The following is a 26,431-nucleotide window of genomic DNA, read 5'->3' as shown; positions in this document are numbered from 1 at the left end:
CCCTGATGACTGACGGGGCCCATATGCGGGCCGCGCTCCAGGTTGCGGCGCGGGGCCTCGGCAACACCTGGCCCAACCCCTCGGTGGGCTGCGTTCTCGTGAAGAACGGCGTGGTCATCGCGCGTGGCTGGACCCAGCCCGGCGGCCGTCCGCATGCCGAGGTCGAGGCGCTCACCCGGGCCGGTGAGGCGGCACGGGGCGCTACCGCCTATGTCACGCTGGAGCCCTGCTCGCATTTCGGCCGCACCCCGCCCTGCTGCGACGCGCTGATCCGCGCCGGTGTCGCGCGCGTCGTGGTGGCGCTGCGCGACCCGGACAGCCGGGTGGACGGGCGCGGCTTCGCCCGGCTCCGCGCGGCCGGCATCGCCGTCGAGGAAGGGCTCATGGGGGCTGAGGCCGCGGCGCTGAATGCCGGCTTCATCCGCCGTGTCACCCAGGGCCTGCCCATCGTCACCCTCAAGCTCGCCTCCACGCTGGACGGGCGCATCGCCACGGCCTCGGGCGAGAGCCGCTGGATCACGGGCGAGGGCGCCCGCCGGGCCGTCCATGCCCTGCGCGCGAAGCACGATGCCGTGATGGTCGGCAGCGGCACGGCCATCGCCGACGACCCGGAGCTCAACTGCCGCATCCCCGGCATGGATCCGGTCCCCATGCTGCGCGTGGTGGCCGATGCCCGCCTGCGCCTGCCGCTGACGGCGAAGCTGGTCACCCAGGCGGCGACCCACCCGACCTGGCTGCTGACGGGCGCCGGCCATCGGCCGGCCCAGCTCACCCCCTATATCGCCGCCGGCGTCGAGGTGGTGACCATCCGCCGGACCTCCGGCGGCGGACTCCAGCCGCGTGCCATGCTCCAGGCGCTGGGCGCCCGCGGCGTGACCCGCGTGATGGTGGAGGGCGGGGCGAATCTCGCGGCCTCGCTGGTCAAGGCGGGGCTGGTGGACCGGCTGGTCTGGTTCCACGCCCCGGCCACCATGGGCGCGGAGGGGCTGGAAAGCCTCGGCGGCCTCGGCATCGGGCCGCTTTCGGCCATGCCGCGCTTCCGCCTGCTGGACTCGCGGCGTGTCGGGGACGACATCATGAGCGATTACGTGAAGGAATAGCGCATGTTCACCGGGATCATCACCGCCCTCGGCACGCTGCGCGAGGTCCTGCCCAATGGCGGCGGCCACGACATGCGCCTGCTCATCGGCGTGGCGCCAGAGTTTCTCACGGGCGCCGAGCTCGGCTGCTCCATCGCCTGCTCCGGCATCTGCCTGACCGCCGTGGAGCTGAACGGCGACAGCTTCGCCGTGGACGCCAGCGCCGAAACCCTCTCCCGCACCACCATGGGGACCTGGAAGGCCGGCGGCCGGATCAACCTGGAGCGCAGCCTGAAGCTGGGCGACGAGCTGGGCGGCCACCTGGTCTCCGGCCATGTGGACGGTGTGGGCACGGTCCTCTCCGCCATGCCGGAGAACGCCTCCGTCCGCTGGCGCTTCAAGGTCCCGTGCGACCTTGCGAAGCTCATCGCCGTGAAGGGCAGCATTGCCGTGGACGGGGTCTCGCTGACGGTCAACGAGGTTGACGAGGAGAGCTTCGGGGTCAACATCATCCCCCACACCACCGCCGTGACCAGCTTCGGCACGCTGCAGCCGGGCGACGGGGTCAACATCGAGATCGACACCCTGGCGCGCTATGTCGCCCGGCTCCTGGAGTTCCGTGCGTGAACGTCGCCACCCGTACCACCACCTTCCATGACTTCATCACGCCGACCGAGGAGCTTCTCGAGGAGGCGCGCCGCGGCAAGATGTTCATCCTCGTCGACGACGAGGACCGCGAGAACGAGGGCGACCTTGTCATCCCCGCGCAATTCGCCACACCCGACGCGATCAACTTCATGGCCCGTTTCGCGCGTGGCCTGATCTGCCTCGCCATGACGCGCCACCGGGTCGAGCAACTCGGCCTGCCGCTGATGGCGCAGAGCAACGGCACCCGCCACCAGACGGCCTTCACCGTCTCCATCGAGGCGCGGGACGGCGTCACCACCGGCATCAGCGCGGCCGACCGCGCGCGCACGGTCGCCGTCGCCATCAACCCGGAGATCTCGCGCGAGCACATCGTGACGCCGGGCCACGTCTTCCCGCTGGTGGCGCGCGAGGGCGGCACGCTGGTCCGCGCCGGCCATACCGAGGCGGCGGTGGACTTCGCCCGCCTGGCCGGGCTGAACCCGGCCGGCGTGATCTGCGAGATCATGAACGACGACGGCACCATGGCCCGCCTGCCGGACCTGGTGCAGTTCGCGCAGCTGCATGGCCTCAAGCTCGGCACCATCGCCGACCTCATCGGCTACCGCCGCCGCACCGAGCGGCTGGTGCGCCGCGTCGAGGAGGGCGAGGTGACCCATGCCGTGGGCGGCGACTGGCGCATCATCGTCTATGCCGGGGCGCTGGAGGGCGGCGAGCACATCGCGCTCGTCAAGGGCGACATCACCGGGCCGGAGCCGGTGCTGACGCGCATGCACGCGGCCAGCATCCTCAACGACATGGTGGGCGGCCGCGGCATCCGCGAGCTGCACGGCGCCATGGAGGCGATCGCGGCCGAGGGGCGCGGCGTGGTGGTCATGCTGCGCGACTGGCGGCTCGACGGCATCAGCCAGCAGATCCGCAGCCGGCGCGACGGCAAGCCCCAGCCGCAGCTGCGCGACTACGGCATCGGCGCGCATATCCTGGCCGATCTGGGGCTGAAGGACATCATCCGGCTCTCCAACAACCCGCGGCCCGTGGTCGGGCTGGAGGGCTGGGGGCTGCGCGTGATCGAGACGCGGCCCGTGATCGGAGAGAGCGCGTGAGCACCGTCGACGGCCCGAAGCGCGACACCGTCCGGATCGAGGGCGAGCCGCCCCGCATCCTGCTGATCCAGGCGCCCTATTACGAGGAGATCGTGGGCGGCATGCGCCGCGGCGTCGAGCGCGTGGTCGCCGAGGCCGGCGGCGTGCTGGAGGTCGTGGACGTGGCGGGCGCCTTCGAGCTGCCGGCCGCGCTGCGCATGGCGCTGGACGCCATGGAGCATCCGGAGGAGCCGCCCTATTGGGACGGCTTCGTGCTGCTCGGCTGCGTGGTGAAGGGCGAGACCGACCATTACGACCACATCTGCCGCGAGGCCTGCTCGGGCGTGATGAGCGTGTCCGTGCAATCGGGCGCGGCCATCGGCTTCGGGCTGCTGACCGTGCACACGCTCCAGCAGGCCATCGAGCGCTCCAGCGACGACGGGCACAACAAGGGCGCCGAGGCGGCGCAGGCCGCGCTGCTGCAGGTCGGCCTGCGGCGCCAATGGCGGCTGGCGTGAAACCCGCCACCAAGGCGCCGAAGCCGCATCCGGGACGCCCGCGCACCGGCGCGCGCGTCGCCGCGGTGCAGGCGCTGTTCCAGGCGGAGCAGTCGGGCGACGCCATCGAGACGGTGCTGGACCAGTTCGTCCGCCACCGGCTGGGCGCTGCGCCCGGCCAGCAGGGCTTCGAGGACGGGCGGGTGGAGGAGGCGGACGTGCCGCTCTTCGCGCGCATCCTGCGCGGCGCGGCGACCGGCACCGAGGACCTGGACCAGGTGATCTCGTCGCACCTGGCGTCGGGCTGGGCGATGACGCGGCTTGACCCGGTGCTGCGCGCCATCCTGCGCGCTGCCGGCGGCGAGATGCGCGACATGGGCGGCCCGCCGGCGCGCGTGGTCATCAAGGAGTACATGGACATCGCCCATGGCTTCTTCGGGGGCGAGGAGCCGCGCTTCTGCAACGGCGTGCTGGACGCGATGGCACGCGCGCTCAGGGCCGAGGAGTTCAACGGGGGGTGAGCCTGCCCCCCGAATTCTCCCTCATCGCGCGGCACTTTCTGCCGCTGGCGGGGGAGGGTGCGCTGGCGCTCTCCGACGATGCGGCCGTGCTCGACGCACCGGCCGGCCAGCTCGTGCTGGCGGCGGATGCGATGGTGGCCGGGGTTCATTTCCTGCCGGACGATCCACCGGAGACCATCGGCCGCAAGCTGCTGCGGGTGAACCTGAGCGACCTCGCGGCCATGGGCGCGGCGCCGCTCGGCTATCTGATGACGGTGGCGCTGCCCAAGAGCACGACGCCGGAATGGCTCGACGCCTTCGCGGCCGGCCTGGCGCAGGACCAGGCGGAGTTCGGCCTCGCCGTGCTCGGCGGCGACACGGTGTCCACGCCGGGTCCGGTGACGCTCTCGCTCACCATCCTCGGGACGGTGCCGCCGGGGCAGGCGCTGCTGCGGAAGGGGGCGCGGCCGGGCGACGAGCTCTGGGTCTCCGGGACCATCGGCGACGGCGCGCTCGGGCTGCGCGCGGTGCGCGGCACGCTGGCGGATGACGGGTCTCTCGCCGGCCGATACCGCCTGCCGCAGCCGCGCCTCAAGCTGGGCCAGGCGCTGCGGGGCGTGGCGCGAGCGGCGATGGATGTCTCCGACGGGCTCGTCCAGGATTGCGGGCATCTCTGCCGTCTCGCCGGATGCGGCGCGGGGGTCGAGGCCGGTGCGGTGCCGCTATCGGAGGGCGCCCGCTCCGCGCTGGCGGCCGATCCGGCGCTATGGCCCCTCATCCTCACAGGCGGAGACGACTACGAGCTCCTCTTCGCCGCGGCCCCCGAGGACGCCCCCCGCGTGGCCGAGGCCGGCCGCGTGGCGCGCACCCCCGTCACGCGTGTCGGGCGCTTCACGGCAGGCGCGCCGGATGTGAGGGTGCTCGGCCCGAACGGCAGCGAAATGAGCCTGCCGCGGGGGGGATGGAGCCACTTCTGAATGTCCAGCGAGAGTCCGTCCGGGGACCGCGCCATGCGGGCCACCGTCTGGCGGCTGTTCTTCTGCCAGGCGCTGATGAACCTGACGATGATCGGGCAGGCGACCATGGGCGCCCTGATCGGCCGCAGCCTCTCCTCCGACATCGCGCTGGCGACGCTGCCCATGGCCATCCAGATGGCCGGCACCATGACGGCCTCCATCCCCGCCTCCTATGTCTTCACGCGTTGGGGCCGGCGGGCGGGCTTTCTGGCCGGCGCCTTCGTCTCGATCCTCGCCTCCGTGACTTTCGGGCTCGGCGTCTACCTGCAGGATTTCTGGGTCTATTGCCTGGGCTCGGTGCTGGCCGGGCTGAGCTGGGGTGTCGCGCAGCACTACCGTTTCGCCGCGGCGGAGGCCGCGACGCCGGCCTATCGTCCACGCGCGATCGCGCTGGTGATGGCGGGGCCGGTGCTTTCCGCAGTTCTCGGCCCCGAGATCGTGAAGCACACGTACCAGGCCTTCCTGCCCTACGTCTTCCTCGGCACCTACATGGTGCTGGCACTGGTCCCGCTGGTGAACCTCGTGCTGCTGAGCGGGCTGAAGCTGCCGCCGCTCCCGGTGAGGGCGAAGGTCGGCACGCCGCTCGGCGAGATCATCCGGCGTCCGGCCTTCGTCACCGCCGTCGTGGCCGGCATGGTGGCCTATGGTACGATGAACCTCGCCATGACGGCCACGCCGCTGGAGATGCTGCTCTGCGGCTTCACGATCAGCGATTCCTCGACGGTGATCCAGGCGCATGCGCTGGCGATGTTCGCGCCCGGCTTCTTCACAGGGCACCTCATCGCGCGCTTCGGCGTGCGGACGATCATCGTGACGGGCGCGCTGCTGACGGCGGTCTGCGTGGGGATCCTGCTGACCGGCGAGAGTTTCTCCCACTTCGCCGTCGCGCTGGCGGTGCTCGGGCTCGGCTGGAACTTCATGTTCGTGGGCGCGACCTCGCTGCAGGCGACGAGCTACGCGCCGCAGGAGCGGGTGAAGGCGCAGGCCGCCAACGACTTCATCGTCTTCGGGACGGTGGCCTGCACGGCCTTCCTGTCCGGCTACGTGCATGCGCGCCTCGGCTGGGGCGTGCTGAACCTGACGCTGATCCCACCGCTGGTGGCGGCGCTGGCGCTGCTGGCCTGGCAGAAGGCGCGGGGGACGAACCGCGTGACGGCGGTGGCGCGGTGAGGGCCTTGCAGGTACTTAAATTGGTGCCTAAATAGGTCTACTCTAAGGAGTAGACCTATGCCTATGCCCCTTCTTGCCGATGTCGGCGTCACGATCTCCGAGCTGAAGCGTTCGCCCTCAGCGGCGCTCGATGCAGGTCATGGCCGGCCGGTCGCCATCCTCAACCATAACACGCCGACTCACTACGCGGTGACGGCGGCGGTGTGGGAGCGCATCGTCGACCTGCTCGACGATGCAACTTTGAATCGTATCTGCGACGAACGGGCCGGCGAAGAGCGAATCGCCGTCTCGCTCGATGACTTATAGGCTGGAGTTCGTCAGGAGCGCTCTCAAGGAATGGGAGAAGCTCGACGGCTCCATCAAGACCCAATTCAAGAAGAAGCTGGCCGAGCGCCTCGCAAATCCGCGCGTTCCGAGCGCGGCGCTGCATGGCGCGAGGGATCGCTATAAGATCAAGCTCCGTGATGTCGGCTATCGGCTCGTCTACGAGGTGCAGGACCGAACGATCACCGTCGCGGTAATCGCCATAGGTCAGCGCGACGATGTCTACGAGATCGCCGCGAAGCGATAATCCACAAAAAAGCGCCGGAGGTTCCCCCCGGCGCCATTCGAGCAACTCGGAAAAGGCCTACTCTGCCGGGCGGTATTTCGCCGAGCTGGCCGTGCCGTCCTCGTTGGTGGCGAAGAGGTCGCGGTCCTTCGTCTCCGGCACGAAGATCAGGCCGATGATGACCGTCGCGACCGCGAAGATGATCGGGTACCAGAGACCGAAGTAGATATCGCCCGTGGCCGCGATCAGCGCGAAGGTCGTGGCCGGCAGCAGCCCGCCGAACCAGCCGTTGCCGATATGGTAGGGCAGCGACATGCCGGTGTAGCGGATCCGCGTCGGGAAGAGCTCCACCAGCGCGGCCGCGATCGGCCCGTACACCATGGTCACGTAGACGACCAGGATGAACAGGATGCCGATGATGACGGCCGGCTGCTCGCGGAAGATGTCGAAGGGATGCGACATCTTCACGACCGAGGGGTTCGCCGCCGGCGGGAAGCCCGCCGCCGTCAGCGCCGTGCTCAGCTCGCGGGCGAAGGTCGCCCGCGCGGCGGGCGCGCCGGCACCGGCCTGCGTGGCGTTGAAGGACGTGACGGCGGAGTTGCCCACATGCACCACCGCCAGCGAGCCGGCAGGGCCGGTCTCGGTCGTGTAGGGAATGGACAGGCCCGCCAGCACCTGCTTCGCGATGTCGCAGGAGGTGGTGAAGGTCACCGTGCCGGTCGGGTTGAACTGGAAGTTGCAGTCGCCCGGCGCTGCGACCACCCGCACGGGGATGTTCTGCTGCGCCGCGTAAAGGGCCGGGTTGGCCTCCTTCGTCATCATCTTGAAGAGCGGGAAGTAGGTCAGCGCGGCGAGCGCGCAGCCCAGCAGGATGATCGGCTTGCGGCCCACCTTGTCCGACAGCCAGCCGAAGAAGATGAAGCCGCCGGTGCCCAGGATCAGCGACCAGGCGATCAGCAGGTTCGCCGTGTAGCCGTCGACCTTCAGGATGCTCTGCAGGAAGAACAGCGCGTAGAACTGGCCCGTGTACCAGACGACGCCCTGGCCCATGGTCAGGCCGAAGAGGGCGATGAGCGCGATCTTGGCGTTCCTCCACTGGCCGAAGGCCTCGGAGAGCGGGGCCTTGGAGCCGGTGCCCTCCTCCTTCATCTTCTGGAAGGCCGGGCTTTCCTGCAGCTGCAGCCGGATCCAGACGGAGATGCCGAGCAGCACGATCGAGAGCAGGAAGGGAATGCGCCAGCCCCAGTCGGCGAAGGCCGCCTCGCCCATGATCGTGCGGGTGAAGAGGATCACCAGCAGCGAGAGGAAGAGGCCGAGCGTCGCCGTGGTCTGGATCCAGCTGGTGTAGAAGCCGCGCCGGCCCTGCGGCGAGTGCTCGGCCACGTAGGTCGCCGCGCCGCCGTACTCGCCGCCGAGCGCCAGGCCCTGGAGCAGGCGCAGGATGATGAGGATGACCGCGGCCGTGATGCCGATCTGGTCCGAGGTGGGCAGGATGCCGACGATGAAGGTCGAGCTGCCCATGATCACGATGGTGACGAGGAAGGTGTATTTCCGTCCCACCAGGTCGCCGAGGCGGCCGAAGACCAGCGCGCCGAAGGGGCGGACCAGGAAGCCGGCGGCGAAGGCCAGCAGCGCGAAGATGTTGCGCGTGTTCGGATCGAACTGGCTGAAGAACTTCGCGCCGATGATCACGGCGAGGCTGCCGTAGAGGTAGAAGTCGTACCACTCGAAGACGGTGCCGAGCGAGGAGGCGAAGATCACCTTCTTCTCGCCCGCCGTCATAGGCCTCGGGGCCGCTGCCCCCATTGCGTGTCCGGACATTCCCAACCCTTTCTTGATGGCCTTTTCGGGCCATGAATCGCGCCTTGACGTGCCTGAGGCGCTTCAGGTCGCTCTTTCCCTTCTGCCCGGCCGGGCCGGGCCGGATCAACTTAACGATTAATGACTTTTTAGTAATCTATTCCGAATATGGATAGTACCTATATCGGAATAAATGCCGCAGAAACCAAGAAAAACGGCCATATTCGCGGTTTCCTGGGAAAATGGCCGTGCCAGATTGATTGCCGTTACGCCACGTGGCGGCGTCATCTTTCCTTCTTTGGCAATCCAAGCGCGGCGGTTCCCGCTGTTGCCGGATGGCCCTCTCAGAGGCACCCTGCCGACCGCGCGCGGGCGCGCACCAGCGCCAGCACCACCCGGCAGGTGGGGGCGGGGAGTCCGGTCAACTCCGCGAACTCCACGATGACGCCGAGCAGCGCCTCGATCTCCATGGGCCGTCCGCGCTCCAGGTCCTGCAGCATGGAGGTCCGGTGCGCGCCCACCTCGGCGGCGCCGGCGATGCGCTTGTCCACGTCGATGGCGAAGCGCACGCCCAGCGCCTCGCCGATCGCCTGGGCCTCCAGCATCATGTTGCGGGCGACCTCCCGCTGGCCGGGATCGCCGGTCAGCTCCTCCAGGGTGGCTGACGTCAGCGCGCTGATCGGGTTGAAGGCCAGGTTGCCCCAGAGCTTCACCCAGATCTCGTCGCGGATTCGGGGGCGGATGGGCGCCTTGAAGCCGCCGGCGATCAGCGCGGCGGCCACGGCCTCGATGCGCGGGGTGCGTTGGCCGTTCGGCTCGCCCAGGGTGAAGCGGTCGCCGTAGGTGTGCTCGATCACGCCGGGCTCCACGACCTCGGCGGCGGGATAGACGATGCAGCCGATGGCGCGCTCGGGCGGCAGCAGGCGCGAGACCTCGCCGCCGGGATCGACGCTTTCGACGCGCCGGCCCTCATGGGCGCTGCCGATCCCGTGAAAGTACCACCAGGGGATGCCGTTCACGGCCGAGACGATGGACGTCTCCGGCCCCAGCAGCGGCTGCATCTGCACCGCGGCCGGGGGCAGGGAATGCGCCTTCAGCGTGACGATCACCGCATCCTGGGGCCCGGCTTCGGACGCTGTCGCGACGCAGCGCGGATGCACCACGGTCTCGGCGCCGCCGCTGATCAGCTTGAGGCCGCGCTCCTGCATCGCGGCCAGATGCGGCCCGCGCGCGATGATGGTGACCTCGGCCGATTGCGCCGCGGCGAGGCGGGCCGCCATGAGCCCGCCGATGGCGCCGGCCCCGAAGACGCAGATGCGCATGAATCCTCCCTAGTTCCTTGGCGCGCCGAAATAGAGCGTGTGGCCCTGATCGTCCCGGACCACGAATTCGCGCGTTCCCCAGTCGGTGTCGTGCAGGTCGTGCAGCAGGTTCACGCCCCGGCCGCGCAGCGCCTCGGCGCAGGCCATGGCGTTCTCGACCGCGAAATACAGGTGGAAGTGCCCGCCATCGGCGACCTCCGCGATGCCGGGATCGGGCTGGTCCACCAGCTTCAGATGGTACTCCTGCTGGCCCGCGCGGATGCCCGCGTAGAAATCGCCGTAGCGGAAGGCCAGCGCGAAGCCGAGCCGCTCGACATGGAAGGCGATGGATCCCTCCAGATCCGTCGTGCGGAGCTGAGGGATGACCGCGCGCACGTTCATCTAGAGCGTCAGCCCAAGCTTCTCGGCCAGGCCGATGCGCATCAGCTTGCCGGTCGCGCCCTTCGGGATCTCCGCGAGAAAGACCACCTTGCGCGGCACCTTGAAGTCCGCGAGGTGCTGCGCCGCGAAGTCGCGCAGCTCGCGCTCGGTGAGGGCGGTGCCCTCGCGCAGCACCACCGCGGCGCCGACCTCCTCGCCGAGCTTGGTGTGCGGGATGGCGAAGCACAGCGCCTGGGCGACGCAGGCATGGGCGGAGAGCACGCCGTCCACCTCCAGCGGGCTCACCTTCTCGCCGCCGCGATTGATGATCTCCTTGAGCCGGCCGGTGAGCTGCAGATAGCCCTCGGCGTCGAGCATCCCCTGGTCGCCGGTGCGGAACCAGCCGGCGGTGAAGGCCTTGGCATTGGCTTCAGGATTGGCCTCGTAGCCGGCGGTGACGTTGGGGCCGCGGATGACCACCTCGCCGATCTCGCCGCGCGGCAGGAGGGTGCCGTCGTCGTCCATGATGCCGACCTCCGGCCCCGCGGCGAGGCCCACGGCGCCCGGCTTGCGCGCGCCGCGCAGCGGGTTGGAGGCCATCTGGTGGGCGGCCTCGGTCATGCCGTAGCTCTCGACCAGCGGGCAGCCGAAGACGGCCTCCATCTGCTGCATCACCGGCCCGGGCAGAGAGGCCGAGGAGGAGCGGATGAAGCGCAGCGGCACCCGCGCGATGGTCTCCGCGTTGCGCTCGGCGCGGCCGAGGATGGCCTGGTGCATGGTGGGCACGGCCGTGTACCAGCTCGGCCGCTCCTCCTCGAGGAGGCGGTAGAAGCGCAGCGCGTCGAAGCCCGGGGTGCAGCAGACCGCGCCGCCGGCCGCGACGCTCGACAGCACGGCCGCGATCAGACCGTGGATGTGGAAGAGCGGCATGATGTTGAGGCAGGCGTCGGCGGCCGAGAGCTCCAGCGTCGCGCCGATATGCGCGGCGGAGGCGGCGATGTTGCGCTGGCTGAGCGGCACGATCTTGGGCCGTGCCGTGGTGCCGGAGGTGTGCAGCACCAGCGCCTCGTCCTCCTCCTGCGCCATGCCGGGGCGCGCGGCGGCGCCGGTGCCCGTGCCGCCGCCCTCCAGGGTGAAGCTGCCCGCTGATACGCCGGGGACCAGCTCCAGGACGGGGATGCCCAGGGCCTCGGCCGCCGCTCGCGCGGGCGTTTCCACGCCGCGCTGGAGGATGATGGCCTTGGCCTTCAGGTCTTCGAGATAGAAGGAGAATTCCTCGCCGCGATAGGCGGGGTTGAGCGGTGCGGTCGAGGCGCCGGCGGCGATGCACAGGAAGGCCGCCGCCATCTCGGGACCGTTGGGCAGCACGATCGCCACCCGGTCCCCGCGGCCGATGCCCCGGCCGTTCAACGCCGCGACCGTGTCCCGCGCGAGGGCGCGCAGGGCGCCATGGGTGAGGGGTGGGCGCCCGGGGGCGCGGATGGCGGGCGCATCGTCGGCGCCGCGTTGCAGCAGGGTTTCCATGGTGCGTGTCGCACTCATTCTGGGCGTCTCCCGATCGTCCTGGCGCCGATGGTGCGCCGAACGGCGGGCGACGGGAAGCGGTCGTTTCGGGGCCGCGAATCGCGCTATCCTGACGCCGGGTGCAGGATGCCCGAAGCCGTACCAGGAGGGGGCAGCCCATGGATCCGATGCGATGGGGCATCCTGCTGGTGCAGTGGTTCCGCCGCCCGCCCTCGCGGCAGCGGCTGATCCTCATGGGCGTGGTGATCGCCCTGTGCCTGATCGTCTTCCTCTACGAGCGGATCTATGGCTGGCCGTCCTGGGCGACGGTGAACGGGCGCATGCCGCGCGTCCCGCGGCATCTGTGAGGCGTCAGCGCAGCCCCAGCACGTCGCCCATGGAGTAGAGCCCCGGCGCGCGGCCGTGCAGCCAGAGGGCGGCGCGCACCGCACCCGTCGCATAGGCGCGACGGTCGAAGCTGCGATGGGTGAGCGCGATGTGCTCGGAGCCGGCGGCGAAGAGCAGCGTGTGCTCGCCCACCACCTGGCCGCCGCGCAGCGCCGCGAAGCCGATCGTGCCGGTCCTGCGCGCGCCGGTGTGGCCGTCGCGCCCGCTCTCGCGCCCGGCCTCCTCCAGCGTGGTGCCGCGGCCCTTCGCCACGGCGCGGCCCATGGCGACCGCGGTGCCGGAGGGCGCATCCACCTTCTGGCGGTGGTGCATCTCGACGATCTCGGCGTCGTACTGCTCGGCGGGCAGCGCGGCGGCGAGCTTTTCGGCCATGGCGAGCACGAGGTTCACGCCGGTCGCGAAATTCGCGGCATAGACGATGGGGGCGCGCGCCGCGGCCTCGGCCACCGCCTTCTCCTCTTCCGCCGAAAGCCCCGAGGAGCCCAGCACGAGGCCCTTGCCGAGTTCCGCCGCGAGGGCGGCATGCCCGGGCGCGGCATGCGCGTGGGTGAAGTCGATCACCACGTCGCTGGCGGCGAAGAGCGCGCGCGGATCGTCGCCGCGCCTGGTGCCGCCGGCCAGCGTGGCGCCCGCGGCCGCGACCTCTTCGGACAGCAGCTTTCCCATGCGGCCGGCGATGCCGGCGATGCCGATGCGGAGGCTCATGACGTTCCCTTTCTCGATGAAAACGTCATGGAACGAGGCGGGCCGCGAAGGCAACCCCATCCCCCCGGCGGACGTTCTTCCGGCAAGACAACCAGAAGGGAACTTCGCCATGGTGGACACCATTCATCAGCCGACCACCGCCGATCTCACCGAGGATACCGACGGCTACCTGGTCGCCGCCGGCAAGGTGAACGGGGTCTCGGTCTACGGCGCCGATCGCGAGCGCATCGGCCATATCGAGGACCTGATGATCGACAAGCGCGCCGGCACCGTCGAATACGGCGTGCTGCATTTCGGCGGCTTCCTCGGCCTCGGCTCCAAGCACTACGCCGTGCCCTGGCGCATGCTGCGCTACGACAGCGAGCTCGAAGGCTTCGTCGTGGACAACATCACCAAGGAGCGGCTGGACAACGCGCCGGTCTACGAGCCGGTCGGCGTCCGCGACTGGACCATGGTCGACAACTACTGGGGCCTGTAAGGCCCGACTTCTCCGGACGAGCAAGGCGGCCGGTTCCCGCGGGAGCCGGCCGTTTTCGCGTCAGCGCGCCAGCCCGTCCCAGAACTCCTTCACCTTGGCGAAGAAGCCCTCGTTCTCGGGCGAGTGCTTGCCGCCGTTCTCCGCCTCGGCCTCGAAGGCCTCCAGCAGCTCGCGCTGCTTCGGCGAGAGGTGAAGCGGCGTCTCCACCACGACCTGCACATACATGTCGCCGCGCGCCGCGCTGCGGAGTACGGAAAATCCCTTGCCACGCAGCCGGAAGTTGTCGCCCGTCTGGGTGCCGGCCGGGATCTTCACCGCCGAGCGGCCGCCATCGATCGACGGCACCTCCACGCTGGCGCCGAGCGCGGCCTGCGTCATGCGCAGCGGCACGCGGACCATGATGTTGGGTCCCTCGCGCTGGAAGATCGGATGCGGCTTCACGCCGATATCGACGTAGAGGTCGCCCGCCGGCGCGCCGCGCAGCCCCGCCTCGCCCTCGCCGGTGAGGCGGATGCGCGTGCCGTCCTCCACCCCCGCGGGGATCGAGACGTTCAGCGTGCGGTCCCGCTGCACGCGGCCCGCGCCATGGCAGACCTTGCAGGGGTTCTTGATGATCTTCCCGGAGCCCGAACAGGTCGGGCAGGTCCGCTCGATGAGAAAAAAGCCCTGCTGCGCGCGCACCTTGCCGGAGCCACGGCAGGTGCCGCAGGTCTGCACGCTGGCGCTGCCGCCCTCGGCGCCGGAGCCGCTGCACGCCTCGCACTGCACGGAGGAGGGCACGCGGATGGTCTTCTTCGCGCCGGCGAAGGCCTCCTCCAGCGTGATCTGCACCTCCTGGCGCAGGTCCGCGCCGCGGCCGGTGCTCTGCCGTCCGCCGCCGCGCCCGCCGAAGCGGCCAAACATCTCCTCGAAGATGTCCTCGAAACCGCCGGTCCCGAAGGGACTGCCGCCGCCACCGCCGCCATTCTCGAAGGCGGCGTGGCCGTAGCGGTCATAGGCCGCCCGCTTCTCGCCGTCCTTCAGGATCTCGTAGGCCTCGCTGACCTCCTTGAACCGCGCCTCGGCCTTGTCGTCGCCGTGGTTGCGGTCGGGGTGATACTGCATCGCGAGCTTGCGATACGCCTTCTTGAGATCGTCCTCGGTCGCGTCGCGGCCGACGCCGAGCACCTCGTAACAGTCACGCTTGGCCATGCTCTCGCCCTACCCGAAACGAAGCGACGCCCGGGCCATCGCTGGCCCGGGCGCGAACAGTTGAAGGATGCTGCCGTGCAACCTCAGCTCTTCTTCTTCTTCGGATCGACCTCTTCGAACTCGGCGTCCACCACCTTGTCGTCCGGCTTGGCCTGGCCCGTGGGCCCGGCCTCCGGCTGCGGCGACGCCTGCTCGGCCTTGTACATGGCCTCGCCGATCTTCATCGACGCCTGGCCGAGCTTCTCGGTCGCGGCGTTGATGGCGTCGAGGTCGCCGCCCTCCATGGCCGCGCGGGCCTCGGAGATGGCGGCCTCGGCGGCGACCCGCTCATCGGCCGGCACCTTGTCGCCGTTCTCGCGGATGGTCTTCTCGGTCGAGTGCACCAGCGCGTCGAGCTGGTTGCGGGCCTCGACCGACTCGCGGCGCTTCTTGTCGGCCTCGGCATTGGCCTCGGCGTCGCGCACCATCTTCTCGATGTCGGCGTCCGACAGGCCGGACTTGGCCTGGATCTTGATCTGCGTCTCCTTGCCGGTGGCCTTGTCCTTCGCCGAGACGCTCACGATGCCGTTCGCGTCGATGTCGAAGGTCACCTCCACCTGCGGCACGCCGCGGGGGGCCGGCGGAATGCCCTGCAGGTCGAAGTTGCCCAGCAGCTTGTTGTCCGCCGCCATCTCGCGCTCGCCCTGGTAGACCTTGATGGTGACAGCCGTCTGGTTGTCGTCCGCGGTCGAGAAGGTCTGCGACTTCTTGGTGGGGATGGTCGTGTTGCGGTCGATCAGGCGCGTGAACACGCCGCCCAGCGTCTCGATGCCGAGCGAGAGCGGGGTCACGTCGAGCAGCAGCACGTCCTTGACGTCGCCCTTGAGCACCCCGCCCTGGATCGCCGCGCCGATGGCCACGACCTCGTCGGGGTTCACGTTGCGCGCGGGGTCCTTGCCGAAGAGGTTCTTCACGGCCTCGATGACCTTGGGCATGCGCGTCATGCCGCCGACCAGGATGACCTCGTCCACCTCACCGGCGGTCAGGCCGGCATCGGCCAGGGCCTTCTTCACCGGCTCCAGCGTGCGCTGGACCAGATCGTCCACCAGCGCCTCGAGCTTGGCGCGGGTGAGCTGCATCACGAGGTGCTTCGGGCCCGAGGCATCGGCCGTGATGAAGGGCAGGTTGATCTCGGTCTGCTTGCTGGAAGACAGCTCGATCTTGGCCTTCTCGCCGGCTTCCTTCAGGCGCTGCAGGGCGAGCTTGTCGCTCCGCAGGTCGATGCCGTTCTCCTTCTTGAACTCGTCCGCGAGGTAGTCGATCACCCGCTGGTCGAAGTCCTCGCCGCCGAGGAAGGTGTCGCCGTTGGTGGACTTCACCTCGAAGACGCCGTCGCCGATCTCCAGGATCGAGACGTCGAAGGTGCCGCCGCCGAGGTCGTAGACCGCGATCGTGCCGGCCGTCTTCTTGTCCATGCCGTAGGCCAGCGCGGCGGCCGTCGGCTCGTTGATGATGCGCAGCACCTCGAGGCCCGCGATGGCGCCGGCCTCCTTGGTGGCCTGCCGCTGGGCGTCGTTGAAGTAGGCGGGGACGGTGATGACGGCCTGCGTCACCTTCTCGCCGAGATAGGCCTCGGCGGTGTCCTTCATCTTGGTGAGGATATTGGCGCTGATCTGCTGCGGCGCGTATTTCTTGCCGTCGACCTCGACCCAGGCGTCGCCGTTGTCGGCCTTGACGATGCTGTAGGGAGCGAGGCCCTTCTCCTTCTGCACCATCGGGTCGTCGAACTTGCGGCCGATCAGGCGCTTGACGGCGTACAGCGTGTTGTGCGGGTTGGTGACGGCCTGGCGCTTGGCGCTCTGGCCGACGAGACGCTCGCCGTTCTTGGCGAAGGCGACCATGGAGGGGGTCGTGCGCGCGCCCTCCGCATTCTCCAGAACCTTGACCTCGCCGCCTTCCATGATGGCGACGCAGGAATTGGTCGTACCCAGGTCGATACCGATGACTTTGCTCATACACCTGCTCCTATGCGGCGGCTTTTTCCGGCCCTGACAGGCACCGGCCAAAGCCCCTTGGCAGTCCGCGCCCCATGCGCGGCCCCTCGTTACGTGCCCATGTATTGAGCACGAGGGCGTGGGACAAGATGGGACGGGCGAGTTTCGCGCGAATGCGTGGCGGCGCTGGCCCGGCGGCCACGGCGCTTTGCGGGCGCGGCTTGTGGTGGGATAGAATACTACCATATCGGATCGCCGATCCTGGAGGTCATCCCATGCCGCGCGTGGAAAAGCTCAGCATCACCCTGCCCATGGAGATGGTGGCGGACATCCGTGCCGGGGTGGAGGAGGGCGCCTATGCCTCCAACAGCGAAGTGATCCGCGAGGCCATGCGGGACTGGCAGGCGAAGCGGCGGCAGCGGGCCGAAGGCATTGCCAGGGTGCGGGCGAAGATCGCCGAAGCGGATGCCGACCCGCGTCCGTCGCTGACGGATGAGGAGGTTGGCCAGCATCTCGAGCGGCGCCGGGCCCGGAACGCGCGCGGGGACTGATGCTGCGCCTGATCTACCGCCCACTGGCGCTGGGCGACCTGGAGGCGATCCAGGACTTCATCGCCGCCGACAATCCGAGCCGGGCGGCGAGCTTCGTCGAGGACATCCGCGCCCATTGCCGGGTGCTGTGCGAGCATCCGGAGCTCGGTCCTGCGCGCGAGGATCTCGGCACAGGCATCCGGATCCTCGCGATGCGCCGCCGCGTCGTCGTGGCCTACCGCATCCGGCCGGATGCCATCGAGATCACCCGCATCTTCTATGGCGGCCAGGACTATGAAGCGCTGACCCTCTGACCAATGGGGCCAGGGACTTCCAGTCCCTGGCGGGGGGCGAGGGGGAGCCCGTCGCTCTTCCTATCGTGCGCTCGCCGCCTCCAGGACCACCCGCGCCACCGCGTCCGCATGGGTGAGCATCGGCACATGGTCGCTCTCCAGCCGCGTGACGCGCGCGCCGATGCGGGCGGCCATCGCCTCCTGCATCTCCGGCACGATCATCCGGTCCTGCCGGGCGACCACGAACCAGCTGGGCCGGTTGCGCCAGGCGGCGGCGGTGACCTTCTCGCCGAAATTGGCGACGCGGACCGGCCCCTGCGTGGCGCGCATCAGGGCGTGGTCCGCGGCCTGGGCCTGCGGCGCGAAGAACTGCGCGATGCCGGTCGTGCTCAGCCGGGCGAAGCCGTCCGCCACCTGGAGATGGTCGAGGCCCGGCGCGTGGGGGAAGGGGGCGCTGGCCTCGGCGGCGCCCTGGCCGGGATCGTTGGCGAAGGCGGCGACATGGACGAGCGAGCGGACGCGGTCGGCGGCGCCGGCCTCGGTGATCACCGTGCCGCCCCAGCTGTGTCCGACCAGCGTGACCGGCCCGGCCGCCCGCGCGATGGCGCGGCGCGTGGCGGCCACGTCGCCGGCGAGGGAGGTGAGCGGCAGCTGGACGGCGATCACCTCATGGCCGAGGGCCTGCAGCCGGGGGACGACGCGGCTCCAGGCGGAGCCGTCGCCGAAGGCGCCGTGGACCAGCACGATGCCGGCGGGTTGCGCGCGGGCGGGCTGGGCGGAGGCGAGCGCCGGCAGGGCGCAGCCGAGGACGGCCGCAGCGAGCGCGCGACGGAAGATGCGCATCATGGTGTGTGGCCCTTCGGGTGTGGAGGTTCAGGCGCCGTCGAAGCCGGCCAGCACGAGCTTGCCGATGGAGCTGTGGCTCTCCAGCAGCGCGTGCGCCGCCTTGAGGTTCGCCGCGTTGATCGGGCCGCCCTGCTTCGCCAGCGTGGTCCGCAGCGTGCCGGCATCGACCAGCCGGGCCACTTCGGCCAGGAGCCGGCCCTGCTCCGCCATGTCGGCCGTCTGGTACAGGGAGCGGGTGAACATCAGCTCCCAGTGGATGGAGACGCTCTTCCGCTTGAAGGGCACCACGTCCAGCGCTTCGGGGTCGTCGATGAGGGCGAAGCGGCCCTGGGGCGCAATCATTTCCGCGACGGCGGCCAGGTGCTGGTCCGTGTGGGTCGTCGAGAAGACGAAGGCGGGCGCGCCGATCCCGAGCGCCACCACCTGCTCCGCCATGGGCTTCGCATGGTCGATGACATGGTGCGCGCCGAGCTCCCGCGCCCAAGCCGCGGTCTCAGGCCGCGAGGCGGTGGCGATGACCGTCACATCCGTCAGTTGGCGCGCCATCTGGATCGCGATCGAGCCGACGCCGCCGGCCCCGCCGACGATCAGGATGGCATGGGCCGCGCCAGGCACCGGGCGACGGATGTCGAGCCGGTCGAACAGCGTCTCCCAGGCGGTGATGGCGGTGAGCGGCAGGGCGGCGGCCTCGCTCCAGCCGAGGCTTTTCGGCTTGCGCGCGGCGATCCGGGCGTCGACCAGATGGAGCTCGGAATTGGCGCCGGGGCGGGAGAGATCGCCGGCGTAGAAGACCTCGTCGCCCGGGGAGAAGCCCTGCACCTCGGCACCCAGGCCCTGGACCACGCCGGCCGCGTCCCAGCCCAGGATGCGGAAGCCGTCCACGGGGCCGCGGCCGCCCATGCGGACCTTGGTGTCCGCCGGGTTCACCGAGATGGCACGGACCTCGACGAGCAGGTCGTGTGGGCCCGGGACGGGGGCGGGGATGTCGAGGTCGATCAGGGAATCCGGCGCGAAGATGGGACCGGGATGGCGGAAACCGACGGCTTTCATGGGATCAGGCTCCAGAGGTTGATGGAGCCGAATTGAGGCCTATAGGATATGTTCGCAAGAACGCACATATATCGCTCATAGTGTCGAAAAGGATACCGCATGCCGAACATCCGGCACCGGCGGCTGGACTGCAGCCCGGGCTGCGCCGTCGAGGCGGCGCTGGCCCATATCGACGGCAAGTGGAAGGGCGTGGTGCTCTGGCACCTCTTCCAGGAGGGGACGCTGCGGTTCAACGAGATCCGCCGGAAGCTGCCCAACGTCACGCCGCGCATGCTGACCAGCCAGCTCCGCGAACTGGAGGCGGAGGGCTTCCTGATCCGCACCGTCTATCCGGAGGTGCCGCCCAAGGTGGAGTACAGCCTCTCGCCGCATGGGCGGACGCTGGAGCCAGTGATCATGGCGCTGAAGGCCTGGGGCGACGCCCATGGCGAGGTGTCGTCGGCGAAGGCTGCCTGATTTGCGGCATTACGCAATTTTTTCGTTCACAAATGTTAGAGGGCCGTATATGATCCGGTCATGGACGAGATAGACCGGAAGATCGCCATCGCCGTCCAGCAGGATGGCGCCGCGGGCCTCTCCGACCTCGCCAAGGTCTCGGGACTCTCCGTCTCCGCGACGGCCGAGCGGGTGAAGCGGCTGGAGGAGCGCGGCGTGATCCGCGGCTGGCATGCCGCGCTGGACCCCGTCGAGGTGGGGTGTCCGCTGCTCGCCTTCCTGCGCGTCGCCATCCGGCCGGGGAAGGAGGAGATCGCCTTCCGCCGGGCCATCCGCAAGCTGGAGGCGGTGCTGGAGTGCCACCAGCTGACCGGCGAGTGGTCCTACCTGGTGAAGCTGCGCGTGGGCGATATCGCAGCGCTGGACGCGCTCCTCTCCGAGGAGATCCGGCCGCTGGCGGGCATCGAGCGCGTGGCGGTCGAGGTCGCGATGGCCACCGTGAAGGAGACGGCGCTGCTGCCCGTCGCGCATCAGCCGGAGGAGGAGACTTAGTCCTCCGCTGCGCCTAGGCTTCCCGCCAAAAGGTGGGGAGGCTGTCATGTCACGTCCATTCTCGCGTCGCGTGGTGCTGGCGGGTTTCGGGGTCGCAGGCGCCGCGAAGGCTCAGGCGCCGTTGCGGATGACGCTTGCGACCGCCACGCCGGGCGGCGGCTTCCCGGCCTATGGCGCGGCCTTCGTCGCCGCCATCGCGGCAGCCGATCCGACCATCGCCATCGAGCCGCGCAACACGGCCGGCAGTCTCGAGAACGTGCGCCTGCTGCGCGAGGGTACGGTCGACCTCGCGCTGGTGGCCGGCGAGACCGCGACCGAGGCGCTGGCCGCCGGCAACGGCACGACCCTGCTGGCCGCGATGTATGCACAGCCCGGCTTGTTCGGGCTGCGGGGCGATTCGCCCATCCGCTCCATCGGCGAGCTGCGCGGCAAGCCCATCGCCTGGGGGGCGCGGGGCTCGGGCCTCGTGGTGCTGGCGCGGCAGGTGATGGCCGGGCTCGGCCTCGACATCGAGAGTGACTTTTCCGCCGTCTTGCTCGATCGCGCCGGCGATGGGCCGGCCATGGTGATGGATGGACGTGTCGCGGCTCTCTGGGGCGGCGGCGCCGGATGGCCGGGCTTCGTCACCCTGGCCGGGCAGGGCGGCCGCTTCCTCGCGCCGGACGAGGCGGAGCGGGCGCGCATCCTCGCTGCCGACCCGCGGTTGCGGCCGATGTCGCTGCCGGCCGGGAGCTATCCGGGGCAGACGGCACCCATCGCCTCGGTCGGCACCTGGAGCCTCGTCCTGGCGCGGCCAGGGCTGGACGAGGAGGCCGGCTTCCGCGTCGCCCGCGTGCTGCATGCCGCCCGCGCGGACATCGCGGCCCGGCTGGTCCAGGCCTCCGAGACCACGGCGGAGAACACGGCGGCCGCCGTCGCCGACCCGGCGCTCATCCACCCCGGCGTGCGCCGCTTCCTGCGTGGCCAGGGCCTGCTACGGTGACCGGAAAGATGGAGGGACGGTCATGAAGATCACACGAAGGGCGCTGGCGATCGCCGTGCTCGCCACGCCGGCTATTGCAACCCAGGCATGGGCCCAGGGCTTTCCCGCGCGCAACGTCACCCTGATCGTCGGCGCGCCGCCGGGCGGCACGGCCGATGCGCTCGGCCGCCTCGTGGCGCGCGGGTTGGCCGAGGAATGGGGCGGGGCCACCGTCGTGGTCGAGAACCGCGGCACCGCCGGCGGCCAGCTCGCCGCCGAGAACCTGGCCCGCGCCACGCCCGACGGCCACACGCTGCTGCTCGCCAACACGAACGTGCTGGCGATCAACCACGCGATCCAGTCGCGGCAGCCCTACGACGTGCTGCGCGACTTCGGCTTCGTGGGGCAGGTGGCCAACTGGCCGCTGGTGCTGGCGGTTCGGCCGGAGCTCGGCGTGACGAGCGTGCAGGAGCTGATCGAGCGGGCGAAGGCAAATCCCGGCAAGCTCAACGCCGCCTCGGCGGGCAACGGCACGGCGATGCACATGGCGCTGGCGCTGTTCAACCGTCTTGCGGGGACGGAGATCATCCACGTGCCCTATCGCGGCAGCGGGCCGGCGATGAACGACATGCTGGCGGGGCAGGGCGTGCAGATGATCTTCGAGCCGACGGCGACGCTGCTCGGGCCGATCCAGGCGGGGAACCTGCGCGGGCTCGCGGTGGCCAGCGCTCGCCGTGCGACGGCGCTGCCGGACCTGCCGACGCTCTCGGAGGCGGGGCTGAACGGCTACCTGGTGACGCAGTACCACGGCATCGTCGTGCCGGCCGCGACGCCGGCGCCGGTGGTGGCGCAGCTCAACGCGGCGCTGAACCGCGGCATGGCGCGGCCGGAGATCCGCGAGCGGCTGACGTCGCTCGGCGCGGAGCCGGCGCCGACGACGCCAGCGGAGTTTTCCGGCTTCGTGCGCGAGGAGATTCCGCGCTGGCAGGAACTGGTCAGGCTCTCGGGGGCGCAGGTAGAGTAGTTCGAGGGGCTTTGCCCCTCGAGCACCCCAGCAAGAACCTCAGGTTCTTGCATCTCCGATCAGTTTTGGGGTCCAGGGCCAAAAGCCCTGGTGAGGGGAGCGCGAGGGGGGCAAAGCCCCTCTCGCATCATAAGGAACGCCCATGGAAATCCGCGACTGCCCCGGCCCCGATCCCCATCCGCGCAAGCCTGACATGGCCATGCCCGACGGCGCCTGCGACACCCATTTCCACGTCTTCGACGCCGCCCGCTACCCCTACCAGGCCACGCGCGGCTACACGCCGCCCGACAACGACATCGACGTCGCGCTGGCCCTGCACGACACGCTCGGTCTGTCGCGCGGCGTCGCCATCCAGGCGAGCGTCCACGGCACCGACAACCGGGCCGTGCTGGACGCGGCGGCCGCGCATCCGGACCGCCTGCGTGCCATCGTCGCGGTCTCGGAAGGCGTGACCGAGGCCGAGATCGCCGCCATGCACGCCCAGGGCGCGCGCGGCATCCGCGTGAATCTGGTGGACCGCGGCGGCATGCCTTTCCGCTCGCTCGATGCGCTCGCCGATGTGGCCGAGGTGCTGCGGCCTTTCGGCTGGCATGTCGAGCTGCTGGTGCATGTCGAGGAGATGGCGGCGGAGCTGCGCCAACTCGCCGAGGCCATGCGGCTGCCGGTCTCGGTCGGGCATATCGGCTATACCAAGGTGGCGAAGGGCGGAATCGGCCATCCGGGCTACCGCGAGTTCCTGGCCATGCTGCGCGACGGGCTGCTCTGGGTGAAGCTGACGGGCCTCTACCGCATCTCCGCCGAGCCGGCCTTTCCTTATACGGACACGGCGGTGATGGCCCGCGCGGTCATCGAGGCCGCGCCGGACCGCATCCTCTGGGGCAGTGACTGGCCGCATGTGAGCCACTTCCACGGCGTGATGCCCAATGACGGCGACGTGCTGGGGTTGCTGGCGCAATGGGCGCCGGAGGAGGCGCTGCGCGCCAAGATCCTGCGCGACAATCCAGCGAAGCTCTACGGATTCTAACGCACGCAGCGCAGCTGCACGTGGCCGCGCAGCTCCTCGTCGGTGATCAGCGTCCCTCGGGGCAGCGTGCCGACGAGATAGGTGCCGTGTGCCTGCGCGTCCAGCGTGCGCCAATGGTTCACGGCGGGCATCGTCACGTTGGGCGCGGTGAAGTTCAGGACGAAGGCCGCCGAGCGCTGCGTGCGGTTCCGCAACGTCACGGTGATCGACAGCCGCCCGCTGTCATTGGCTCCCGTCAGCTCCCGGCTGATGCCGACGAAGGCCAGGATGCCGGCGCCGATGCACTCCACCTCGGCGGGCGGGGGCTGCGGCTGTGCCTGCGCCGAGGCCGCGCCGATGGTCAGGACGGCCAGGATAGCAAGGCGGCGCATGAATCATGTTCTCCCCGGAATGGATAAGCTGTTCGAAGCATGACGCTTCGTCCAGTCCAACCTGTTGAGGGAAAAACACGGATGGCGTGATTCCGCCGCGGAGGACCGCCCATGATCCGCATCTCCGCCAAACGGCGACGTTCTAGAAACAGGTGAGTGTGACGTACTGACGCACCTGGTCGTCCGTGATGGCGTTGCCGCCGGACAGCGTGGCCACCCATTCGGAGGAGCGCTGGTAGGGCCTCCGGGTGAGCTCCTGGTTGGTCACCTTGTTCCGCGCGGGGCCGGTGTAGGTGAGGGTGAAGCGCTGCGTCGTGTTCTGTGGGTTGAAGATCAGCACGCTGATCGCGAGCCCGCCGCCCTCGCCGCCGGTCATTTGGTTGCGCCCGATATGGGTGATCTCCAGCCTGCCGGCGGTGACGCAGTTCAGCGGCTGCGCCTGGGTCGTGGCATGGAGGCCGGTGCCGGCAATCAGCAGCGCGGTGGCAAGAGCGGTGCGAAGCATGAGGTTTTCTTCCCTTCCGATGAAGGGAAGCTATCCGCCCATTCGCGCAGCCGCCAATCCGTGCCGCCGATGCGGCCGATGGGCGCTGCCTATCCGCGCAGGCTGGCCCCCACCGCCTTGGCCGCGGCCGCCACGATCTTCGCGGAGACCGCCTCGATCTCCGCATCGGTGAGCGTCCTCTCGCGCGGCTGCAGCGTCACCTGGAGGGCGAGGCTAACCTTGCCCTCCGGCAGGCGGTCGCCGGCGTAGCGGTCGAACAGCACGACATCGGTGATCAGCGCGCGCTCGGCGGCCGAGACGGCGCGCAGCAGCTTGTCCGCGGGCACGCCAGCGTCGACGAGGAAGGCGAAGTCGCGGCGCACGGGCTGGAAGGCGGGGAATTCCGGCGCGGATTTCTTGCGGCGCTTGGGCTCGGGGATGGCGTCGAGGAAGATCTCGAATCCGACAGCGCCGGCCGGCACGTCGAGCTCGGCGCAGAGGCGCGGATGCAGCTGGCCGAACTGCGCCAGCACCACCTTCGGCCCCTGGCGCAGCACGCCCGAGCGGCCAGGATGGTAGTGGCCGGGCGCATCGGAGGTGACCTGGAGCGAGGCCATCGGTACGCCCAGCGCCTCCAGCACGGCGAGCACGTCGCCCTTGGCGTCGAGCGCGTCCACGGGCCGCGCGGGCGAAGCCCAGCTGGCCGGCGAGGTGCCGGTGCGCAGCCCGCAGGCCATGGCGAGCTGCCCCGCCGGCGTGGTGTCGCGATAGCCGCCGCCGACCTCGGCGAGCGACAAGTCGGCGAAGCCGCGTGCGGCATTCTGGGCCGACGCCAGGGCCAGCGAGGCGAGCGGCGTGGGGCGCATCTGGTCGAGATCGGAGGCGATCGGGTTTTCCAGATGCAGGGCGTCAGGGATGTCTCCGAACATCGCCGCGATGCGCTGCTCCATGAAGCCGTAGGTCACGGAATCCTGCAGGCCGCGCGAAGCCAGGACACGCCGGGCCAGCACGCTGCGCACCTGCTTCGCGTCCAGCGAGGGCAGCGGCACGGGCGAGGAGACGGGCAGCGAGACCGACGGCACTGCATCCAGCCCGCCGAGGCGCAGCACCTCCTCCACCAGGTCGCACTCGGCCTCGACGGCGGCGCAGCCCTCGGCCGCGATGCGCGCGCGCTCGGGGTCGAGCTTCGGATCCTGGTCCAGCACGATGTGTGCGGCGATGTCGTTGCGCCAGGGCGGCACGGCGACGGTGATGCGGTCGTTGCCGCGGGCGGTGACGGTGAAGCCCAGCCGCTCCAGGCGGCCTTCCGCCTCATGTGGCGTGAGCATCAGCCCGCCGAGCCCGGCCAGGCGCTCGAAGCGCAGCGTGGCCTCGCGGCGCCAGAGCGGCTCAGAACCGGCTTCGGAGACGGTGGAGGGCTCGCCGCCACAGAGTTCGATGATCATGGCCGTGGCGGCGTCCAGCGCCTCGGGCAGCAACGCCTGGTCGATCCCGCGCTCGTTGCGCGCGCGGGCATCGGTGAAGACGTTATGGCGCCGGCCGCTGAGCGCGATGCGCACGGGGTCGAAGAGCGCGCATTCGATGAAGACCTCGGTGGTGGTCTCGTCGCAGCCGGAGGGCTCGCCGCCGAGGATGCCGCCCAGCGCTTCGGGGCCCGCCTCGTCGGCGATGATGCCGTCCTCGTCGGTCAGCGCGTAGGTCTTGCCGTTGAGGCCGTGCAATTCCTCGCCGGAGCGCGCCATGCGCATGGAGAGCGTGGCGCCCTTCACCTTCGCGACGTCGAAAACGTGCAGCGGGCGGCCGAGCGCGAAGGTGAACCAGTTGGTCACGTCCACCAGCGCGGAGATGGGGCGCAGCCCGATGCCGGTCAGCCGGTCCTGCAGCCATTGCGGCGAGGGGCCGTTCTTGACCTTGCGGATCGCGCGGCCGAGCACCCAGGTGCAGGCGCGCGGGTCCTCGATGCGCCAGCGCAGCGGCGTCTCGTAGACCGAGGCAACCTTGGGCGCGGACCAGGGCTTCAGCGTGCCGATGCCGGCCGCCGCGAGGTCTCGCGCCACGCCGCGGATGGAGAGCGCGTCGCCGCGGTTGGGCGTGACCTTGATCTCGATGATGGGATCGTCGAGGCCGGCATAATCCACGTAGCGCGCACCGACGGGGGCGTCCTCGGGCAGTTCCACGATGCCGGAATGGTCGTCGCCGAGGCCCATCTCCCGCTTGGAGAGCATCATGGCCTCGCTCTTTACGCCGCGGATCTCGCCGACCTTCAGGACGACGTCGGTGCCCGGGATATAGGCGCCGGGCATGGCGACGACGCCGACCAGGCCCGTCCGCGCATTGGGCGCACCGCAGACCACGGAGTATTCGCGCCCGTCGCCGGCATCGACGCGCAGGGCGCGCAGGCGGTCGGCGTTCGGGTGCTGCACGGCCTCGACCACGCGGGCGATGCGGAAGCTGGAGAGGATGGCCGCGGGGTTCTCGATGCCCTCGACCTCGATGCCGATGGCGTTGAGCGTGGTCGCGATCTCGTCCACCGAGGCGTCGGTGTCGAGGTATTCGCGCAGCCAGGAGAGCTGGAACTTCAT

30 protein-coding genes are annotated in these 26,431 nt (G+C 70.1%); 18 read left to right on the top strand and 12 right to left on the bottom strand.

Features of this window, described 5'->3' with window-relative positions; translation table 11 throughout:
* Window positions 1-5 precede the first annotated feature (5 nt).
* The 9 genes from ribD to AC1ROY_RS00410 all read left to right on the top strand — a co-directional run bounded on the left by ribD (window position 6) and on the right by AC1ROY_RS00410 (window position 6,560).
* Complete coding sequence (gene ribD, locus AC1ROY_RS00450) at window positions 6-1,100, top strand: bifunctional diaminohydroxyphosphoribosylaminopyrimidine deaminase/5-amino-6-(5-phosphoribosylamino)uracil reductase RibD (protein ID WP_493146166.1); 1,095 nt, start codon at window positions 6-8, stop codon at window positions 1,098-1,100.
* A gap of 3 nt (window positions 1,101-1,103) precedes the next feature.
* Complete coding sequence (locus AC1ROY_RS00445; RefSeq protein WP_493146164.1) at window positions 1,104-1,706, top strand: riboflavin synthase; 603 nt, start codon at window positions 1,104-1,106, stop codon at window positions 1,704-1,706.
* Entirely contained in the window at window positions 1,703-2,827 is a 1,125-nt protein-coding gene (ribB, locus tag AC1ROY_RS00440) for a 3,4-dihydroxy-2-butanone-4-phosphate synthase (RefSeq protein ID WP_493146162.1), read from the top strand. Before AC1ROY_RS00445 ends, ribB begins: the two co-directional genes overlap by 4 nt.
* Entirely contained in the window at window positions 2,824-3,324 is a 501-nt protein-coding gene (ribH, locus tag AC1ROY_RS00435; protein WP_493146160.1) for a 6,7-dimethyl-8-ribityllumazine synthase, read from the top strand. Before ribB ends, ribH begins: the two co-directional genes overlap by 4 nt.
* On the top strand, window positions 3,321-3,824 hold the full coding sequence (gene nusB / locus AC1ROY_RS00430) for a transcription antitermination factor NusB (RefSeq protein ID WP_493146159.1): 504 nt from the start codon (window positions 3,321-3,323) through the stop codon (window positions 3,822-3,824). The genes ribH and nusB overlap by 4 nt, the downstream gene beginning before the upstream one ends.
* Window positions 3,821-4,780 (top strand): thiamine-phosphate kinase, encoded by a 960-nt coding sequence (gene thiL / locus AC1ROY_RS00425; RefSeq protein ID WP_493146158.1) that lies wholly within the window; start codon window positions 3,821-3,823, stop codon window positions 4,778-4,780. Before nusB ends, thiL begins: the two co-directional genes overlap by 4 nt.
* Window positions 4,781-4,813: 33 nt before the next feature.
* A complete protein-coding gene (locus AC1ROY_RS00420; protein WP_493146156.1) occupies window positions 4,814-5,989 on the top strand; it encodes an MFS transporter in 1,176 nt (391 codons plus the stop codon).
* A 63-nt stretch (window positions 5,990-6,052) separates the two neighbouring features.
* Window positions 6,053-6,295, top strand: a complete 243-nt coding sequence (locus AC1ROY_RS00415) for a type II toxin-antitoxin system Phd/YefM family antitoxin (RefSeq protein ID WP_493146154.1) — start codon at window positions 6,053-6,055, stop codon at window positions 6,293-6,295.
* The gene (locus tag AC1ROY_RS00410; RefSeq protein ID WP_493146152.1) at window positions 6,285-6,560 is read left to right on the top strand and encodes a type II toxin-antitoxin system RelE family toxin; all 276 of its coding nucleotides are present in this window, start codon (window positions 6,285-6,287) and stop codon (window positions 6,558-6,560) included. The genes AC1ROY_RS00415 and AC1ROY_RS00410 overlap by 11 nt, the downstream gene beginning before the upstream one ends.
* 57 nt (window positions 6,561-6,617) lie before the next feature.
* Here AC1ROY_RS00410 and AC1ROY_RS00405 read toward each other — a convergent pair whose 3' ends face one another.
* The 4 genes from AC1ROY_RS00405 to AC1ROY_RS00390 all read right to left on the bottom strand — a co-directional run bounded on the left by AC1ROY_RS00405 (window position 6,618) and on the right by AC1ROY_RS00390 (window position 11,563).
* A complete protein-coding gene (locus AC1ROY_RS00405; protein ID WP_493146150.1) occupies window positions 6,618-8,360 on the bottom strand; it encodes an MFS transporter in 1,743 nt (580 codons plus the stop codon).
* 323 nt (window positions 8,361-8,683) lie between these two features.
* A complete protein-coding gene (locus AC1ROY_RS00400) occupies window positions 8,684-9,661 on the bottom strand; it encodes a 2-dehydropantoate 2-reductase (RefSeq protein ID WP_493146149.1) in 978 nt (325 codons plus the stop codon).
* 9 nt (window positions 9,662-9,670) lie between these two features.
* Window positions 9,671-10,042 (bottom strand): VOC family protein, encoded by a 372-nt coding sequence (locus tag AC1ROY_RS00395; RefSeq protein ID WP_493146147.1) that lies wholly within the window; start codon window positions 10,040-10,042, stop codon window positions 9,671-9,673.
* Window positions 10,043-11,563: an acyl--CoA ligase gene (locus AC1ROY_RS00390; RefSeq protein ID WP_493146146.1), complete on the bottom strand. Its 1,521-nt coding sequence runs from the start codon at window positions 11,561-11,563 to the stop codon at window positions 10,043-10,045.
* 140 nt (window positions 11,564-11,703) lie between these two features.
* On the opposite strand from AC1ROY_RS00390, the gene AC1ROY_RS00385 reads away from it, so the two are divergent.
* Window positions 11,704-11,892, top strand: coding sequence for a hypothetical protein (locus AC1ROY_RS00385; RefSeq protein ID WP_493146145.1), 189 nt, complete (start codon window positions 11,704-11,706; stop codon window positions 11,890-11,892).
* A 4-nt stretch (window positions 11,893-11,896) separates the two neighbouring features.
* Here AC1ROY_RS00385 and dapB read toward each other — a convergent pair whose 3' ends face one another.
* A complete protein-coding gene (dapB, locus tag AC1ROY_RS00380; protein WP_493146143.1) occupies window positions 11,897-12,637 on the bottom strand; it encodes a 4-hydroxy-tetrahydrodipicolinate reductase in 741 nt (246 codons plus the stop codon).
* A 109-nt stretch (window positions 12,638-12,746) separates the two neighbouring features.
* Here dapB and AC1ROY_RS00375 point away from each other — a divergent pair, with 109 nt between their 5' ends.
* Window positions 12,747-13,115 (top strand): PRC-barrel domain-containing protein, encoded by a 369-nt coding sequence (locus AC1ROY_RS00375; protein WP_493146141.1) that lies wholly within the window; start codon window positions 12,747-12,749, stop codon window positions 13,113-13,115.
* Between the two features lie 60 nt (window positions 13,116-13,175).
* Here AC1ROY_RS00375 and dnaJ read toward each other — a convergent pair whose 3' ends face one another.
* Window positions 13,176-14,306 carry a molecular chaperone DnaJ gene (gene dnaJ / locus AC1ROY_RS00370; protein ID WP_493146140.1) on the bottom strand — a complete coding sequence of 377 codons (1,131 nt, stop codon included), beginning with the start codon at window positions 14,304-14,306 and terminating at the stop codon, window positions 13,176-13,178.
* A gap of 83 nt (window positions 14,307-14,389) precedes the next feature.
* Window positions 14,390-16,300: a molecular chaperone DnaK gene (gene dnaK, locus AC1ROY_RS00365; protein ID WP_493146139.1), complete on the bottom strand. Its 1,911-nt coding sequence runs from the start codon at window positions 16,298-16,300 to the stop codon at window positions 14,390-14,392.
* Between the two features lie 254 nt (window positions 16,301-16,554).
* Between dnaK and AC1ROY_RS00360 the strand changes: the two genes are divergently transcribed.
* Together AC1ROY_RS00360 and AC1ROY_RS00355 are read left to right on the top strand one after the other, a co-directional pair.
* Window positions 16,555-16,830, top strand: a complete 276-nt coding sequence (locus tag AC1ROY_RS00360) for a ribbon-helix-helix domain-containing protein (protein ID WP_493146137.1) — start codon at window positions 16,555-16,557, stop codon at window positions 16,828-16,830.
* Entirely contained in the window at window positions 16,830-17,123 is a 294-nt protein-coding gene (locus AC1ROY_RS00355; RefSeq protein WP_493146136.1) for a type II toxin-antitoxin system RelE/ParE family toxin, read from the top strand. Before AC1ROY_RS00360 ends, AC1ROY_RS00355 begins: the two co-directional genes overlap by 1 nt.
* A 60-nt stretch (window positions 17,124-17,183) precedes the next feature.
* Here AC1ROY_RS00355 and AC1ROY_RS00350 read toward each other — a convergent pair whose 3' ends face one another.
* Together AC1ROY_RS00350 and AC1ROY_RS00345 are read right to left on the bottom strand one after the other, a co-directional pair.
* Window positions 17,184-17,948: an alpha/beta fold hydrolase gene (locus AC1ROY_RS00350; protein WP_493146134.1), complete on the bottom strand. Its 765-nt coding sequence runs from the start codon at window positions 17,946-17,948 to the stop codon at window positions 17,184-17,186.
* 27 nt (window positions 17,949-17,975) lie between these two features.
* Window positions 17,976-18,998, bottom strand: coding sequence for a zinc-binding alcohol dehydrogenase family protein (locus AC1ROY_RS00345; protein ID WP_493146133.1), 1,023 nt, complete (start codon window positions 18,996-18,998; stop codon window positions 17,976-17,978).
* A 99-nt stretch (window positions 18,999-19,097) separates the two neighbouring features.
* Here AC1ROY_RS00345 and AC1ROY_RS00340 point away from each other — a divergent pair, with 99 nt between their 5' ends.
* From AC1ROY_RS00340 to AC1ROY_RS00320, 5 genes are all read left to right on the top strand, one after another.
* Complete coding sequence (locus tag AC1ROY_RS00340; protein WP_493146131.1) at window positions 19,098-19,454, top strand: winged helix-turn-helix transcriptional regulator; 357 nt, start codon at window positions 19,098-19,100, stop codon at window positions 19,452-19,454.
* A gap of 60 nt (window positions 19,455-19,514) precedes the next feature.
* Window positions 19,515-19,985 (top strand): Lrp/AsnC family transcriptional regulator, encoded by a 471-nt coding sequence (locus AC1ROY_RS00335; RefSeq protein WP_493146129.1) that lies wholly within the window; start codon window positions 19,515-19,517, stop codon window positions 19,983-19,985.
* Window positions 19,986-20,031: 46 nt separating this feature from the next.
* Window positions 20,032-20,967 carry a TAXI family TRAP transporter solute-binding subunit gene (locus AC1ROY_RS00330; RefSeq protein WP_493146128.1) on the top strand — a complete coding sequence of 312 codons (936 nt, stop codon included), beginning with the start codon at window positions 20,032-20,034 and terminating at the stop codon, window positions 20,965-20,967.
* 22 nt (window positions 20,968-20,989) lie between these two features.
* Entirely contained in the window at window positions 20,990-21,970 is a 981-nt protein-coding gene (locus tag AC1ROY_RS00325) for a Bug family tripartite tricarboxylate transporter substrate binding protein (protein ID WP_493146126.1), read from the top strand.
* Between the two features lie 142 nt (window positions 21,971-22,112).
* Window positions 22,113-22,994 carry an amidohydrolase family protein gene (locus AC1ROY_RS00320; protein ID WP_493146124.1) on the top strand — a complete coding sequence of 294 codons (882 nt, stop codon included), beginning with the start codon at window positions 22,113-22,115 and terminating at the stop codon, window positions 22,992-22,994.
* Here AC1ROY_RS00320 and AC1ROY_RS00315 read toward each other — a convergent pair.
* From AC1ROY_RS00315 to pheT, 3 genes are all read right to left on the bottom strand, one after another.
* A complete protein-coding gene (locus tag AC1ROY_RS00315; protein WP_493146122.1) occupies window positions 22,991-23,365 on the bottom strand; it encodes a hypothetical protein in 375 nt (124 codons plus the stop codon). The genes AC1ROY_RS00320 and AC1ROY_RS00315 overlap by 4 nt on opposite strands.
* 142 nt (window positions 23,366-23,507) lie before the next feature.
* Window positions 23,508-23,870, bottom strand: coding sequence for a hypothetical protein (locus AC1ROY_RS00310; RefSeq protein ID WP_493146120.1), 363 nt, complete (start codon window positions 23,868-23,870; stop codon window positions 23,508-23,510).
* An 89-nt stretch (window positions 23,871-23,959) separates the two neighbouring features.
* Window positions 23,960-26,431, bottom strand: a complete 2,472-nt coding sequence (pheT, locus tag AC1ROY_RS00305; RefSeq protein WP_493146118.1) for a phenylalanine--tRNA ligase subunit beta — start codon at window positions 26,429-26,431, stop codon at window positions 23,960-23,962.

The organism is Roseococcus sp. GW821-FHT12F05, assembly GCF_058806835.1.
The sequence above is the reverse complement of the archived record's forward strand: the minus strand, read 5'-3'. Positions and strand labels throughout refer to the sequence as shown.

Coding starts and splice junctions, on each gene's coding strand:
- dnaK (WP_493146139.1), bottom strand. CDS start 16,300: ATGAGCAAAGTCATCGGTATCGACCTGGGTACGACCAATTCCTGCGTC.
- dnaJ (WP_493146140.1), bottom strand. CDS start 14,306: ATGGCCAAGCGTGACTGTTACGAGGTGCTCGGCGTCGGCCGCGACGCG.
- AC1ROY_RS00335 (WP_493146129.1), top strand. CDS start 19,515: ATGGACGAGATAGACCGGAAGATCGCCATCGCCGTCCAGCAGGATGGC.
- AC1ROY_RS00310 (WP_493146120.1), bottom strand. CDS start 23,870: ATGCTTCGCACCGCTCTTGCCACCGCGCTGCTGATTGCCGGCACCGGC.
- AC1ROY_RS00320 (WP_493146124.1), top strand. CDS start 22,113: ATGGAAATCCGCGACTGCCCCGGCCCCGATCCCCATCCGCGCAAGCCT.
- pheT (WP_493146118.1), bottom strand. CDS start 26,431: ATGAAGTTCCAGCTCTCCTGGCTGCGCGAATACCTCGACACCGACGCC.
- AC1ROY_RS00375 (WP_493146141.1), top strand. CDS start 12,747: ATGGTGGACACCATTCATCAGCCGACCACCGCCGATCTCACCGAGGAT.
- dapB (WP_493146143.1), bottom strand. CDS start 12,637: ATGAGCCTCCGCATCGGCATCGCCGGCATCGCCGGCCGCATGGGAAAG.
- AC1ROY_RS00415 (WP_493146154.1), top strand. CDS start 6,053: ATGCCCCTTCTTGCCGATGTCGGCGTCACGATCTCCGAGCTGAAGCGT.
- AC1ROY_RS00410 (WP_493146152.1), top strand. CDS start 6,285: ATGACTTATAGGCTGGAGTTCGTCAGGAGCGCTCTCAAGGAATGGGAG.
- AC1ROY_RS00385 (WP_493146145.1), top strand. CDS start 11,704: ATGGATCCGATGCGATGGGGCATCCTGCTGGTGCAGTGGTTCCGCCGC.
- AC1ROY_RS00390 (WP_493146146.1), bottom strand. CDS start 11,563: ATGAGTGCGACACGCACCATGGAAACCCTGCTGCAACGCGGCGCCGAC.
- AC1ROY_RS00315 (WP_493146122.1), bottom strand. CDS start 23,365: ATGCGCCGCCTTGCTATCCTGGCCGTCCTGACCATCGGCGCGGCCTCG.
- AC1ROY_RS00345 (WP_493146133.1), bottom strand. CDS start 18,998: ATGAAAGCCGTCGGTTTCCGCCATCCCGGTCCCATCTTCGCGCCGGAT.
- AC1ROY_RS00330 (WP_493146128.1), top strand. CDS start 20,032: ATGTCACGTCCATTCTCGCGTCGCGTGGTGCTGGCGGGTTTCGGGGTC.
- AC1ROY_RS00445 (WP_493146164.1), top strand. CDS start 1,104: ATGTTCACCGGGATCATCACCGCCCTCGGCACGCTGCGCGAGGTCCTG.
- AC1ROY_RS00350 (WP_493146134.1), bottom strand. CDS start 17,948: ATGATGCGCATCTTCCGTCGCGCGCTCGCTGCGGCCGTCCTCGGCTGC.
- AC1ROY_RS00405 (WP_493146150.1), bottom strand. CDS start 8,360: ATGTCCGGACACGCAATGGGGGCAGCGGCCCCGAGGCCTATGACGGCG.
- AC1ROY_RS00355 (WP_493146136.1), top strand. CDS start 16,830: ATGCTGCGCCTGATCTACCGCCCACTGGCGCTGGGCGACCTGGAGGCG.
- AC1ROY_RS00400 (WP_493146149.1), bottom strand. CDS start 9,661: ATGCGCATCTGCGTCTTCGGGGCCGGCGCCATCGGCGGGCTCATGGCG.
- AC1ROY_RS00395 (WP_493146147.1), bottom strand. CDS start 10,042: ATGAACGTGCGCGCGGTCATCCCTCAGCTCCGCACGACGGATCTGGAG.
- AC1ROY_RS00340 (WP_493146131.1), top strand. CDS start 19,098: ATGCCGAACATCCGGCACCGGCGGCTGGACTGCAGCCCGGGCTGCGCC.
- ribD (WP_493146166.1), top strand. CDS start 6: ATGACTGACGGGGCCCATATGCGGGCCGCGCTCCAGGTTGCGGCGCGG.
- AC1ROY_RS00325 (WP_493146126.1), top strand. CDS start 20,990: ATGAAGATCACACGAAGGGCGCTGGCGATCGCCGTGCTCGCCACGCCG.
- AC1ROY_RS00420 (WP_493146156.1), top strand. CDS start 4,814: ATGCGGGCCACCGTCTGGCGGCTGTTCTTCTGCCAGGCGCTGATGAAC.
- AC1ROY_RS00360 (WP_493146137.1), top strand. CDS start 16,555: ATGCCGCGCGTGGAAAAGCTCAGCATCACCCTGCCCATGGAGATGGTG.